Source organism: Pseudomonas sp. 313 (assembly GCF_000316965.1).
Lineage (GTDB): Bacteria > Pseudomonadota > Gammaproteobacteria > Pseudomonadales > Pseudomonadaceae > Chryseomonas > Chryseomonas benzopyrenica.
On sequence record NZ_ANBZ01000018.1, the window covers coordinates 1 to 13160 of the forward strand.

Below are 13160 nucleotides of genomic sequence, written 5' to 3' on the forward strand. Positions count from 1 at the left end.
CAGGAGTGCGTCCTTGTAGGTTGGGCTGAGCGCAGCGAAGCCCAACACTGCCCCGGGCCGAGCTTCGGTTGTTGGGCTTCGACGATGGAGCTGTCTCCACCCAACCTACGACAGGGGGCGTCCGTGTAGGTTGGGTTGAGCGCAGCGAAGCCCAACAAGGCGGTCAGCCCCTTACCGCATCCAGTACCGCTTCCAACGGATGACGCAGGCGGCGGTCGTCGAGGCGCTTGACCTGGCTGCGGCAGGAGTAGCCGGTGGCCAGGGCTTCGCCCTGTTCCGCCGGTACCGCCAGGGCGCGGGCCCAGGACTGGTCGTAGATCACCTTGGAGGTCGCCAGGTTGCGCGCCTCGTGGCCGTAGGTGCCGGACATCCCGCAGCAGCCGGTGCTTTCCGGCTTGAGGCCCAGACCCAGGCGTTCGAACACCTGCTGCCACTGGCTGACGCTCGCCGGGGCATTGGTCTTTTCGGTGCAATGGCCGAGCAGGCGATAGACCTTGTCACCGACCACCTGCTTCTCTTTCGGCAGCACCTGCAGCAGCCACTCCTGGGGCAGCAGCACCTCGGGCATCCGGGCGATGCCGGGGACCTTGGGGTATTCCTGGCGATAGACCAGGGTCATGGCTGGATCCAGGCCCACCAGCCTGACGCCGAAGCCAGCCAGGCTGGCGAGTCCTGCCGCGTTGCGTCGCGCCGTGCGCTCGAAGGCGCCGAGGAAGCCCTGCACCTGCAGCGGCTTGCCGTTGGCGCGATAGGGCGCGAGGAACACTCGCTGGCCGAGCCGCGCGGCCAGTTCGAGAAAGGCTGCGGTGAGCGGCGTCTCGAAGTAGCGGGTGAAGGCGTCCTGCACCAGCACGATGGTCCTGGCGCGTTCTTCCTCGCTCAGGGCCAGCAGCCGCTCGGGGGTGGCGATCTGTACCTGCCATCGATGCATGACCGGCACCAGGTCGAAACGGCTGAGCAGGGGGCTGTCGACCATGCCGATGCGCTCGGCGAACAGCCGCTGGATGGGTGTGGCGCCCATGACGGCGTTGTAGAGACCGGGGGCGCGGGCGAACGCCGGCAGGCTGAATTCCAGCGAACCGATCAGGTAGTCGCGGATGGGGCGCAGGTAGCGACGGTGATAGAGTTCCAGAAAGCGCGAACGGAATTCCGGCACATTGACCTTGATCGGGCACTGGCCTGCGCAGGACTTGCAGGCCAGGCAGCCGGCCATGGCGTCGTAGACCTCGTGGGAGAAATCTGCCTCGGCCTGGCGGCCGTTGCGCCAGCGCTGGGGCAGAGCCTTGAGCCAGTTCAGGGCGCCACGCGGGGCCGGAGCCAGGACATCGATGCCGGCCTGGCCTTGCAGGCGCAGCCATTCGCGGATCAGGGAGGCACGGCCTTTCGGCGAGTGAATGCGCTGGCGGGTAGCCTTCCAGGACGGGCACATGGCGTCGTCGGGATCGTAGTTGTAGCAGGCGCCGTTGCCATTGCAGTGCATGGCGGTGCCGTAGCTCTGCCAGACGCGCTCGTCGAGGGTGCGGTCCAGTTCGCCCCTGAGGGTCACGCCATCGACCTTGAGCAGCTCGGCGCCACTGGCGAGGGGCGTAGCGATCTTGCCCGGATTGAGCTGGTTGTGCGGATCGAAGGCACCCTTGAGCGCCTGCAGCGCGGGATAGAGGTCGCCAAAGAACGCTGGCGCATATTCCGAGCGCACGCCCTTGCCGTGTTCGCCCCAGAGCAGTCCGCCGTATTTCTGCGTCAGTGCGACCACCTGGTCGGAGATCGGCCGCACCAGCGCCGCCTGGCGCGGATCCTTGAGGTCCAGCGCCGGGCGCACGTGCAGCACCCCGGCGTCGACGTGGCCGAACATGCCGTATTGCAGGTTGTGGCCGTCGAGCAGGGCGCGAAATTCGGCGATGAAGTCGGCCAGGCGCTCCGGCGGCACCGCGGTGTCCTCGACGAAGGGCTGCGGGCGGATCTCACCCTGGACATTGCCCAGGAGCCCCACGGCGCGCTTGCGCATGGTGTAGACGCGGGTCACGGCATTGCGGCCGATGGCTAGGGTGTGACCGAGGCGCTCGACAGTGGGGTCCTGGCGCAGGTGCTCCAGAAAGCCCTGGACGCGGATGTCCACTGCCTCGGGATCATCGCCGCTGAATTCCACCAGGTTGATGCCCAGGGTGGGGCGCTCCACATCCTCGGGAAAGTATTCCGCCACGCTGTGCCAAACGATGTCCTGCATGGCCAGCAAGAGCACCTTGGAATCCACCGTCTCGATGGACAGCGGCTTGAGTTCGATCAAGGCGCGGGCGTCGCGCAGGGCGTCCATGAAGCTGCCATAGCGGACGTTGACCAGCACCGAGTACTTGGGAATCGGCAGGACATTGAGCTTGGCTTCGGCGATGAAGGCCAGGGAGCCTTCGGCGCCGCAGAGCACGCTGTTGAGGTTGAACCGGCCATCCGGCTCGACCAGGTGCGCCAGGTCATAGCCGGTCAGGCAGCGGTTGAGCTTGGGAAAGCGCGCCTCGATCAGTTCGGCTTGATTCTCGGCGATGTCCCGCGCGCAGCGGTAAACCGCGCCGGTGCGGTCCTGGCGGGCGCAAAGGGCGTCCAGCTCGGCGCTGTCCACCGGGCGACTCTGCAGGCGTTCCCCACCGATCAGGTAGGCGTCCAGTTCCAGTACGTGGTTACGGGTCTTGCCGTAGGTCACGCTGCCCTGGCCGCTGGCATCGGTGTTGATCATGCCGCCGAGGGTGGCGCGGTTGGAGGTGGACAGCTCCGGGGCGAAGAACAGCCCGTGGGGCCTGAGCGCCGCGTTGAGCTGGTCCTTGACCACCCCGGCCTGTACCCGTACCCAGCCCTCTGCGGCGTTGATCTCCAGGATCCGGTTCAGGTGGCGGGAAAGGTCGACCACGATACCGTCGGTGAGCGACTGGCCATTGGTGCCGGTGCCGCCGCCGCGCGGGGTGAGGACCACGCCCTGGAAGCGCGACTCGCCCATCAGTTGGGCCAAGCGCTGGACGTCGGCGCTGTCCTTGGGAAAGACCGCGGCCTGGGGCAGGCGCTGGTAGATGGAGTTGTCGGTGGCCATGACCGTACGGCTGGCATGGTCCGGTGCGATCTCACCCTGGAAGCCGCTGGCGGCGAGGGCGCTGAGGAAGTCGGTGTAGGCGGCGGCGAGGGGCGCCGGGGCCGGCAGGCGGGCGATCATGTTCATCAGGCGGGCTCTCTGGCGGCGGATGGCCGTCTCCTTCAGCGAACGAAGGAATGGCATCGACCTTTTCTGGCTATAGTAGGCATTCTCACCACAGCGCGCCGGGGCCACAACCGAAGATTCCGCCGCCTATGCCGGAAGATCCTGAATGAATCACCGTCGCCTGACGCCCTCCATGTCACTGCTGCTGGCCTTCGAGGCGGCGGCGCGCCATGAGAGCTATACCCGGGCGGCCGAGGAGCTGTCGCTGACCCAGAGCGCCGTCGGCCGCCAGGTGCAGGCCCTGGAGCAGTTGCTGGGATTGACGCTGTTTCGCCGCGAGGGGCGGCAGATCGTGCTCACCGATGTAGGCCGAGCCTACAGTCGCGAGCTGGGCCTGGCCCTCGGGCAGATCCGCAGCGCGACCCTGCAGGCCATGGCCTTCGCCTCCGGCCAGGGCACCCTACGCCTGGCGGTGCTGCCGACCTTTGGTTCCAAGTGGCTCCTGCCGCGTCTGGGCGACTTCTATGCCGCCCACCCCGGCATGCTGGTGCACCTGCATTCGCGCATCCAGACGGTGGACTTCGCTGCCAGCGAGATCGATGCCGCCATCAGCGTCGGCAGCGGCGACTGGCCGGGGCTCTGTGCCCATCCGCTGCAAGCCGAGCAGCTTGTGGTGATTGCCAGCCCGACGACGCTGGCCGAGTTGCCGGATGCGACGCCGGCGACCCTGGCTGGCCAGCTGCTCCTGGGCGTGGCCAACAATCCCCAGGCCTGGGGTGAATGGTTCCGCCACCATGAGCTGCCGCATCGGGCCATGCGCCCGGGGCCGAGTTTCGAGCTGACCTCGCACCTGATCCAGGCGGTGCGCGCCGGCATCGGCATCGGCCTGGTGCCGCGGGTGCTGGTGGAAGACGAACTGGCCCAAGGCGAGTTGCTGGCCTGCGGACCGGCGCTGGTCAGTCGCCGCAGCTATTACCTGGTCTATCCGCCACGCAACGAGGGACTGCCGTCGCTGCAGGCCATTCGGCAGTGGCTGCTGGCCGAGATCAACGAAGGAGAGGGACAGCCATGAGCAAGCCGGGACAGCGGGTACTGGCCGCGCTGCGGCAGATGATTCTGTCCGGCGAGCTCACGGCGGGTGAGCGGCTGGCGGAGATCCCCACCGCCGAACGCTTCGCCGTGTCGCGCATGCCGGTGCGCCTGGCCCTGCGCACCCTGGCCCAGGAGGGCTTGCTGGAGCGCAGCGGCGCCCGGGGCTATCAGGTGAGGGCACTGACGGGCGCGGATCTGGAAGGCGCGGTGGAGGTGCGCGGTGTGCTGGAGGGCCTGGCTGCGCGCCAGGCGGCCGAGCGCGGCCTGGACGCTACGACGCGCGCCAGGCTGGAAGACTGCCTGCGCCGAGGCGATCTGCTGTTCGCCAAGGGTCACGTGCTGCTGGAGGATCTGGAGGAGTACCACGATCTCAACCGGGCCTTTCACCAGGCCATCGTCGCGGCCAGCGGCAATCCGGCCATCGGCTTGGCCCTGGGCCGCCACGAGCATCTGCCCTTCGCCTCGGTAAGCGCCCTGGCGGTGGATGCCGAGGATCTCGAGCGCGAATACCGCCGCTTCAACTTCGCCCATCTGCAGCACCATGCGGTCTTCGATGCCCTGGTGCGCGGCCAGGGGGCGCGTGCCGAGGGCATCATGCGCGAGCATGCCCAGGCGACCCTGGGCTATGCGCGGTGGTTCGGTGGGGAAGAGGGCGAGGCGGGGGCGATGAAGGTGCTGGTGTAGGGCGGGCCCTCACCCCGGCCCTCTCCCAAGGGGAGAGGGGGAGGTAGGGCGGGCTCGGGTCATCAGAGGTCCAGTACCAGGCGCTCGCCCTTGGCGCGGGAGCAGCAGGGGGTGAAGCGGTCGTTGGCGGCGTGCTCGGCTTCGGAAAGAAAGAGGTCGCGGTGCTCGGGTTCGCCGGCCAGCACCGGGGTCAGGCAGGTGCCGCAGAGCCCCTGGCCGCAAGAGACCGGCAGGACGATCCCGAGGTCGGCAAGCACCTCGACCACGCTGCGCTCGGCCGGTACCTGCACGCGGCGACCGCTGCGCGCCAGTTCCACCTCGAAAGGGCGTTGCTCGCCCTGGGCCGCGGGATCGGTGGCGAAGTATTCGCGATGAATCTGGCCGGGTTGCCAACCCTGGGCCTGGGCGGCGTCCACCACGGCGGCCATGAAGCCGGCCGGTCCGCAGACATAGAGGTGGTCGTCCGGCGCCGCCGGGCCGAGCAGGTGCTGGAAGTTGGGTCTCAGCGCCGGATCGTGCTGGTCGAAGTGGACCCTGACCTGGTCGGCATAGGGCCGCGCCTTGAGCCAGGGGATGAAGGCGGCGTGGTCGCGATCCCGCACCAGGTAGCGCAGGCTGAAACGTGCACCCTGCTGATAGAGCTGCTCGGCCATGGCCAGGATCGGGGTGATGCCGATTCCGCCGGCCAGCAGCTGGGTGCGGCGGGCACTCGGTACCAGTGCGAAGAGGTTGCGCGGCTCGCTCACCTGCAGGCGATCACCTACCTGCAGCCGATGCATGGCTTGGGAGCCGCCTCGGGAATCGGCGACGAGCAGCACGGCGATGCGATAGCGGGTCGGGGCGGGCTCGGGTGCGGTGCAGAGCGAATAGTGGCGGACCAGTCCGTCGCCCAGGGTGATCTCCAGGTGAGCGCCGGCGGCGAAGCCGGGCAGCGGGCCGCCGTCGGCGCGGGCCAGGTCGAAGACCAGGATGGTCGGGGCTTCACGTTGCACGGCGGTGACGATCAGATCGAGCATGACTGTCTCCTAGGCGATCTGCCGGACCGGGATGCCGGTGGCGGCCTGTTCGGCGGCCAGCAGGCGGTCGATGATCTGCCGCGACTGCACGCCGCCGGCATCGATATTGAGCTTGAGCAGCCCGCGCTCGGGATAGCGCAAGAGGTTCTGCTGCTGGCGTTCGAGCATCTCCAGGTCTTCGCCGAAGATCTTGCCCTGGCCCTCGCGGATGCTGGCGGTGAGCTCGGCGTCCTCCGCCTTGAAGTTGCGTGCCATGCCCCAGAAGTACCAGATGGAGGTCTCGGTCTCGGGAGTGATGAAGTCCACCACCACGCTGGCGGCCTTGACCGTCGCCGGCGCGTCGTAGCCACCATGGCCGGCATGGGCCACGCCCACCTCGATCATCACGTGGCTGGGCGGAGTGAAGCGGCAGATCTGCCAGCGATCCACTGGGACGTCATCGGCCAGGCCATTGCCACGTAGCGCCATGCGCCAGAAGGGTGGGGCGGAGATGTTTTCCATGTGCCGGCTGGTGATGACCTCGTCGCCTTCGACGCGGGTGGCCGGCGGCGCCTCGTCGATCTCCTTCTGGCCGATGCTGGAGGCATGGACGTAGGTCTCGTGGGTGAGATCCATGAGGTTGTCGATCATCAGCCGGTAGTCGCACTGGATATGGTAGAGACCGCCGCCATAGGCCCAATCGGGGCTTTCGGCCCATTCCAGATAGGGAATCAGGGCCGGATCGGCCTTGGCCTGGTCACCTGGCCAGACCCAGATGAAGCCGTGCCGCTCCACGGCGGCATAGGGGCGTACCGCGGGAAAGACGCCGACCCGCTGGCCTGGCATGCCCAGGGTCTTGCCGCCGCAGCCCATCTCCAGGCCGTGATAGCCGCAGACCAGGGTGCCGTCGCGGACGAAGCCCAAGGACAGCGGCGCGCCACGGTGCGGGCAGAAGTCTTCCAGGGCCACCACCTGGCCGTTGGCATCGCGATAGAAGACCAGGGGTTCGCCGCAGATCTGGCGCCCCAGGGGTTTGTCTTGGACTTCGTCGGGGGTGCAGGCGACGTACCAGGCATTCTTCGGGTACATGATCGGGACCTCTTGTTGTTGTCTATTGGATCCAATAATCGATTGAGATCATCCAGGGTGTCAATGCGGCTAGTCGGTAGCCAAGAGCGATTGCTGCTCGATAATCGCCCAATAAATACCCGTCGCTTAGAGCCAATCCGGTCCCGAATGGCCTTGATTGAATGGGTTTCCAAGTGTTGAAGCGGCTGGTGACACCGCCACGGGTGGGACTCGGATAGGCCGAGGCATCTTGTGAATTGGATCCATATTTGCCAGCTTAAGCAGGCTGAGATTCCAACAACAAGAACCCAAGGATGCTCGCCATGTCAGTACTCGTCGCCGTCTTTCCGTCCACGCCCGGGCGCGGCACCTGTCGCCGCCGTCACCTGCTCAGTGCGCGAGGTGGGCTATGACCGACCTGCGCGAGATCATCGACCAGGGATCCATGCGTGGTTTCCAGTACCTGGCGGTGCTGGTCTGCATCCTGCTCAACATGATCGACGGCTTCGATGTGCTGGTGATGGCCTTCACCGCGGCCTCGGTATCCCGCGAGTGGGGGCTCTCCGGCGCTCAGGTGGGGCTGCTGCTCAGCGCCGGTCTGGTGGGCATGGCGGCCGGTTCGCTGCTGCTGGCGCCACTGGCCGATCGCTGGGGCCGCCGCTGGCTGATCCTGGTCTGCCTGCTGCTCTCGGGGCTCGGCATGCTGCTCTCGGCGTTGGCCGGATCACCTCTGCAACTGGCGCTGCTGCGTGGCCTGACCGGATTGGGCGTGGGCGGGGTGCTGGCCAGCAGCAACGTGATCGCCAGCGAATACTCGGCGCGCCGCTGGCGAGGTCTGGCAGTCAGCCTGCAGGGCATGGGCTATGCGCTGGGGGCGACCCTGGGTGGACTGCTGGCGGTCTGGCTGCTGTCGCACTGGGGCTGGCGCGCGGTCTTCTGTGCCGGCGGTCTACTCACCCTGGGGGCCATCCCGCTGGTGCTCGTCGGTCTGCCCGAGTCCCTGGATTTCCTGCTCACGCGCCAGCCAGCCGGCGCCCTGGTGCGGGTCAATCGCCTGGCCAGGAGACTCGGCCAGCCCGAGCTCGCCGTGCTGCCGCCGCGGCTGGAAAACTCCACAGCGGGCGGTACTGTCGGCCGGCTGCTGGCGCCTGCCTTGCGGCGCACGACCCTGCTGGTGTGGACGCTGTTCTTCCTGGCCATGTTCGGCTTCTACTTCATCATGAGCTGGACGCCCAAGCTGCTCACCACCCTGGGGCTGTCCGAGCAGCAGGGGGTGGCCGGTGGCGTCCTGCTTAGCGTAGGCGGCATCTTTGGCGCCGCCCTGGTCGGCCTGCTGTTCGCCCGCTTGCCGCTGTCCCGGGCGCTGGGTGGCTTCATGCTGACCACCGCGCTGCTGCTGGTGGCCTTCGCCCAGATGGGCAGTTCCTACCTGGGTGCCCTGGCCATGGGGCTGCTGATCGGGCTTTTCGCCAATGGCTGCGTCGCCGGACTCTATGCGCTGCCAGCGCTGGCCTATGCCGCCGAAGTCAGGGCCACCGGGGTGGGCTGGGGCATCGGCATCGGCCGTCTTGGCGCCATCCTCTCACCGGTGGTGGCCGGGCTGCTGCTCGACAACGGGTGGCCCCCGCTGCGCCTGTATCTGGTCTTTGCCGGGGTGTTCGTGGCGGCAGGTCTGCTGCTCCTGCTGACTCGTCCCGAGCAGCGACCTACGGCCACGGAGGTGAGTCGGCGGCAGAGCGAGGCGCTGGGCTAGCCGCTTTTGGCAAGGTCATCCTTTTGCCGAAAATAGTTAATTGACTTAACTAATTCCCTGGCGTAGCTTCGGCTCCATACCCACCCAACAACAAGAGGCACACGCCATGGGCAGTTACGACGGACGCTGGCAGACGGTCAAAGTGGACATCGAGGACGGTATCGCCTGGGTGACGCTCAATCGTCCCGAGAAACGCAACGCCATGAGTCCCACCCTCAACCGCGAGATGGTCGAGGTGCTGGAGACCCTGGAGCAGGACGCCAGCGCCGGTGTGCTGGTGCTGACGGGTGCCGGTGATGCCTGGACCGCGGGCATGGACCTCAAGGAGTACTTCCGCGAGACCGATGCTGGCCCCGAAATACTGCAGGAGAAGATTCGCCGCGAGGCCTCCCAGTGGCAGTGGAAGCTCCTGCGCATGTACGCCAAGCCGACCATCGCCATGGTCAACGGCTGGTGCTTTGGCGGCGGCTTCAGCCCGCTGGTGGCCTGCGACCTGGCCATCACCGCCGACGAGGCCACCTTCGGCCTGTCCGAGATCAACTGGGGCATTCCGCCGGGCAACCTGGTGAGCAAGGCCCTGGCCGACACCGTGGGCCACCGCACCGCGCTCTACTATGTGATGACCGGCAAGACCTTCAGCGGTCCCGAGGCCGCCGCCATGGGGCTGGTCAACCAGAGCGTGCCACGTGAACAGTTGCGTGAGGTGACCACCGCCCTGGCACGTGAGCTGCTGGACAAGAATCCGGTGGTACTGCGGGCCGCCAAGGTCGGCTTCAAGCGCTGTCGCGAACTGACCTGGGAGCAGAACGAGGACTACCTCTATGCCAAGCTCGACCAGTCGCGTCTGCAGGATCCGGAAGGCGGTCGCGAGCAGGGCATGAAGCAGTTCCTCGACGACAAGAGCATCAAGCCCGGGCTGCAGACCTACAAGCGCTGAACCGCCACCGCCCCCACGCACAACAACAAGAGGTAGCGTCATGGTCGAGGTATCCCTGCTCATCGGCGGCGCCAGCCGCCCGGCCGGTAACGGTCGCAGCTATCAGCGTTGCCATCCGGTGACCGGCGCGGTGGTCTCCACGGTGGCCGCCGCCACCCCGGAGGATGCCGACGCCGCCGTCGCCGCGGCCCAGGCCGCCTTCCCCGCCTGGGCCGCGCTACCGCCGGGCGAGCGGCGCCGCCGGCTGCTGGCCGCGGCCGACGGGTTGGCCGCACGCAGTGACGAATTCGTCGCCCTGGCCGGGGAGACCGGCGCCATGGCCAACTGGTACGGCTTCAATGTCCACCTGGCGGCCAACATGCTGCGCGAAGCGGCGGCCATGACCACCCAGATCCAGGGCGAGGTCATTCCTTCCGATGTGCCTGGCAGCTTCGCCATGGCGCTGCGCCAGCCCTGCGGCGTGGTGCTGGGCATCGCCCCCTGGAACGCCCCGGTGATCCTCGGTACCCGCGCCCTGGCCATGCCGCTGGCCTGCGGCAACACCGTGGTGCTCAAGGCCTCGGAGCAAAGCCCGGGCGTGCACCGGTTGATCGGCCAGGTGCTGCAGGATGCCGGCCTGGGCGACGGTGTGGTCAACGTCGTCACCAATGCTCCGGAAGATGCCCCAGCCATCGTCGAGCGGCTGATCGCCAACCCGGCGGTGCGGCGCGTCAACTTCACCGGGTCCACCCGGGTCGGTCGTATCGTCGGTGAGCTGTCGGCGCGCCATCTCAAGCCGGCCGTGCTGGAGCTGGGCGGCAAGGCACCGCTGCTGGTGCTGGAGGACGCCGATCTGGATGCCGCGGTCGCTGCGGCGGCCTTCGGTGCCTACTTCAACCAGGGGCAGATCTGCATGTCCACCGAGCGCCTGCTGGTAGACAGCCGCATCGCCGACGCCTTCGTCGAGCGCCTGGCGGCTAAGGTGCGCACCCTCAGGGCCGGTGATCCCAGTGCAGCCGATTCGGTGCTGGGCTCCCTGATCGACGCCAGCGCCGGCACCCGCATCAAGGCCATGATCGACGACGCCGTGGGCAAGGGCGCGCGCCTGGTCTGCGGTGGCGAGCTGGAGGGCAGCATCCTGCAGCCGACGCTGCTGGATGGCGTCACCGCCGAGATGCAGCTCTATGCCGAGGAGTCCTTCGGTCCGGTGGCGGTGGTGATCCGTGCCGAGGGCGATGAGGCCCTGCTGCGCCTGGCCAACGATTCCGAATTCGGCCTCTCGTCGGCCATCTTCAGCCGCGACACCGCCCGTGCCCTGGCGCTGGCGCAGCGGGTGGAGAGCGGCATCTGCCACATCAACGGCCCCACGGTGCACGACGAGGCGCAGATGCCCTTCGGCGGCGTCAAGTCGAGCGGCTACGGCAGCTTCGGCTCGCGCGCTTCCATCGAGCACTTCACCCAGTTGCGCTGGGTGACGCTGCAGACGGGGCCGCGCCACTACCCGATCTGATCAGCGTCCGCCGTCCCTCGCTCCTGTCGCGACAACAATAAGAGGCGCCCTCGGGCGCCAGCCCAGAGGAGAATTCAAGGTGAGTCACGTCACGCACACCCGCGCGCCCGCCGATCAGCCGCTGCGCTATCGCCCGGTGACCCTGGGACAACCCGGCGTCACCGTGGAAGAGCGGGGTGGACTGCTCTACATGGCCTCCCAGGAAGCCCTGACGCCACCGCCGCCGCGACTGTTGGATCGGCTGCTGCACTGGGCCGAGGTGGCACCGAACCGCACCTTCTTCGCTGCCCGGGACACGGGCGGTGCCTGGCGCGAATTCTCCTATGCCGAGATGTTGCAACGGGTGCGCCAGCTGGCCGCCGCGCTGCTGGAGTTCGGCCTCTGCGCCGAGCGTCCGCTGGCGATTCTCTCCGGCAACGACCCCGAGCACCTGCAACTGGCGATGGCGGCGCTCTATGCCGGCATTCCCTTCTGCCCGGTGTCGCCCGGCTATGCGCTGCTGTCCCAGGACCACGCCAAGCTGCGCCATGTCTGCGGCCTGCTGCAGCCGGGGCTGGTGTTCGTCAGCGACGGCCCGGCCTTCCAGAAGGCGCTGGACGCCGTGCTACCCGCCGACGTACCGGTGATCGCGACCCGTGGCCAGGTGCAGGGCCGCAGCACCCTGGCCTTCGCGACGCTGCTCGCCCGTGGTGAACTGGCCGCCGCCGAGCGCGCCTTCTCCGCCACCGGGCCGGACAGCATCGCCAAGTTTCTCTTCACCTCCGGCTCCACCAAGCTGCCCAAGGCGGTGACCACCACCCAGCGCATGCTCTGCGCCAACCAGCAGATGCTGCTGCAGACCTTTCCGGTGTTTGGCGAAGAGCCGCCGGTGCTGGTGGACTGGCTGCCCTGGAACCACACCTTCGGCGGCAGCCACAACCTGGGCATCGTGCTCTACAACGGCGGCACCTTCTATCTGGACGAAGGCAAGCCGACGCCCCAGGGCTTCGGCGAGACCCTGCGCAACCTGCGCGAGGTATCGCCCACCGCCTACCTGACGGTGCCGCGCGGCTGGGAAGAGCTGGCCAATGCCCTGGAGCGCGACGCCGAGTTGCGCGAGCGCTTCTTCGCCCGCATGCGGCTGTTCTTCTTTGCCGCGGCGGGGCTGTCGCAAAGCGTCTGGGATCGCCTGGATCGCATCGCCGAGGCCCACTGCGGCGAACGCATCCGCATGATGGCCGGTCTGGGCATGACCGAGGCCTCGCCCAGCTGCACCTTCACCACCGGACCGCTGTCGGTGGCCGGCTATGTCGGGGTGCCGGCGCCGGGCTGCGAACTCAAGCTGGTGCCGGTGGCCGGCAAGCTGGAAGGGCGCTTCCGTGGTCCGCACATCATGCCTGGCTACTGGCGCGATACCGCCCAGACCGCCGCCTGCTTCGACGAGGAGGGTTTCTACTGCTCGGGCGATGCCCTCAAGCTGGTCGATCCGGCCAATCCGCAACTGGGCCTGATGTTCGACGGCCGCATCGCCGAGGACTTCAAGCTGTCGTCCGGGGTCTTCGTCAGCGTCGGTCCCCTGCGCAATCGCGCGGTGCTGGAGGGGACGCCGCTGGTGCAGGACGTGGTGGTGGCGGCGCCGGATCGCGAGTGTCTGGGACTGCTGGTCTTCCCGCGCCTGGCGGATTGCCGGCAACTGGCCGGGCTGGACGACGGCGTCGATGCCGCCACGGTACTGGCCAGCGCGCCGGTGCAGGACTGGTTCGCCGCCTGGCTCAAGCGCCTCAATCGCGAGGCCTCGGGCAACGCCAGCCGCCTGGAATGGATCGCCCTGCAGGAGGAACCGCCATCCGCCGACCGTGGTGAGATCACCGACAAGGGCTCGCTCAACCAGCGCAGCGTCCTGACCCATCGCGCGGAACGACTGGAAGCCTGCTATCGCGGAACGGCGCCGCTGTTGATCAGGGCGTGACGATAGGTACCGGGGT

9 protein-coding genes are annotated in these 13160 nt (G+C 67.8%); 6 read left to right on the forward strand and 3 right to left on the reverse strand.

The features are described from left to right. Positions 1–163 precede the first annotated feature (163 nt). On the reverse strand, positions 164–3193 hold the full coding sequence (locus C722_RS0101320) for an FAD-binding and (Fe-S)-binding domain-containing protein (RefSeq protein ID WP_026083564.1): 3030 nt from the start codon (positions 3191–3193) through the stop codon (positions 164–166). 151 nt (positions 3194–3344) lie between these two features. On the opposite strand from C722_RS0101320, the gene C722_RS0101325 reads away from it, so the two are divergent. Together C722_RS0101325 and C722_RS0101330 are read left to right on the forward strand one after the other, a co-directional pair. Further along, positions 3345–4250, forward strand: coding sequence for a LysR substrate-binding domain-containing protein (locus C722_RS0101325; protein WP_017638764.1), 906 nt, complete (start codon positions 3345–3347; stop codon positions 4248–4250). After that, positions 4247–4954 (forward strand): GntR family transcriptional regulator, encoded by a 708-nt coding sequence (locus C722_RS0101330; protein WP_017638765.1) that lies wholly within the window; start codon positions 4247–4249, stop codon positions 4952–4954. Before C722_RS0101325 ends, C722_RS0101330 begins: the two co-directional genes overlap by 4 nt. Positions 4955–5016: 62 nt before the next feature. Here C722_RS0101330 and C722_RS0101335 read toward each other — a convergent pair whose 3' ends face one another. Further along, the gene (locus tag C722_RS0101335; RefSeq protein WP_017638766.1) at positions 5017–5970 is read right to left on the reverse strand and encodes a PDR/VanB family oxidoreductase; all 954 of its coding nucleotides are present in this window, start codon (positions 5968–5970) and stop codon (positions 5017–5019) included. Positions 5971–5979: 9 nt separating this feature from the next. Beyond that, on the reverse strand, positions 5980–7038 hold the full coding sequence (locus tag C722_RS0101340; protein WP_017638767.1) for an aromatic ring-hydroxylating dioxygenase subunit alpha: 1059 nt from the start codon (positions 7036–7038) through the stop codon (positions 5980–5982). Between the two features lie 388 nt (positions 7039–7426). Between C722_RS0101340 and C722_RS0101345 the strand changes: the two genes are divergently transcribed. The 4 genes from C722_RS0101345 to C722_RS0101360 all read left to right on the forward strand — a co-directional run bounded on the left by C722_RS0101345 (position 7427) and on the right by C722_RS0101360 (position 13144). Next, entirely contained in the window at positions 7427–8770 is a 1344-nt protein-coding gene (locus tag C722_RS0101345; protein ID WP_017638768.1) for an MFS transporter, read from the forward strand. Between the two features lie 106 nt (positions 8771–8876). Further along, complete coding sequence (locus C722_RS0101350) at positions 8877–9707, forward strand: p-hydroxycinnamoyl CoA hydratase/lyase (RefSeq protein WP_017638769.1); 831 nt, start codon at positions 8877–8879, stop codon at positions 9705–9707. Positions 9708–9747: 40 nt separating this feature from the next. Continuing rightward, positions 9748–11196, forward strand: coding sequence for an aldehyde dehydrogenase (locus C722_RS0101355; RefSeq protein ID WP_017638770.1), 1449 nt, complete (start codon positions 9748–9750; stop codon positions 11194–11196). 79 nt (positions 11197–11275) lie between these two features. Continuing rightward, complete coding sequence (locus tag C722_RS0101360) at positions 11276–13144, forward strand: feruloyl-CoA synthase (protein ID WP_017638771.1); 1869 nt, start codon at positions 11276–11278, stop codon at positions 13142–13144. The last annotated feature ends 16 nt before the right edge of the window (positions 13145–13160 follow it).

Bases quoted from the DNA above. Each gene is read 5' to 3' on its own strand.
- C722_RS0101320 (WP_026083564.1), bottom strand. From the start codon at position 3,193: ATGATCGCCCGCCTGCCGGCCCCGGCGCCCCTCGCCGCCGCCTACACC.
- C722_RS0101325 (WP_017638764.1), top strand. From the start codon at position 3,345: ATGAATCACCGTCGCCTGACGCCCTCCATGTCACTGCTGCTGGCCTTC.
- C722_RS0101330 (WP_017638765.1), top strand. From the start codon at position 4,247: ATGAGCAAGCCGGGACAGCGGGTACTGGCCGCGCTGCGGCAGATGATT.
- C722_RS0101335 (WP_017638766.1), bottom strand. From the start codon at position 5,970: ATGCTCGATCTGATCGTCACCGCCGTGCAACGTGAAGCCCCGACCATC.
- C722_RS0101340 (WP_017638767.1), bottom strand. From the start codon at position 7,038: ATGTACCCGAAGAATGCCTGGTACGTCGCCTGCACCCCCGACGAAGTC.
- C722_RS0101345 (WP_017638768.1), top strand. From the start codon at position 7,427: ATGACCGACCTGCGCGAGATCATCGACCAGGGATCCATGCGTGGTTTC.
- C722_RS0101350 (WP_017638769.1), top strand. From the start codon at position 8,877: ATGGGCAGTTACGACGGACGCTGGCAGACGGTCAAAGTGGACATCGAG.
- C722_RS0101355 (WP_017638770.1), top strand. From the start codon at position 9,748: ATGGTCGAGGTATCCCTGCTCATCGGCGGCGCCAGCCGCCCGGCCGGT.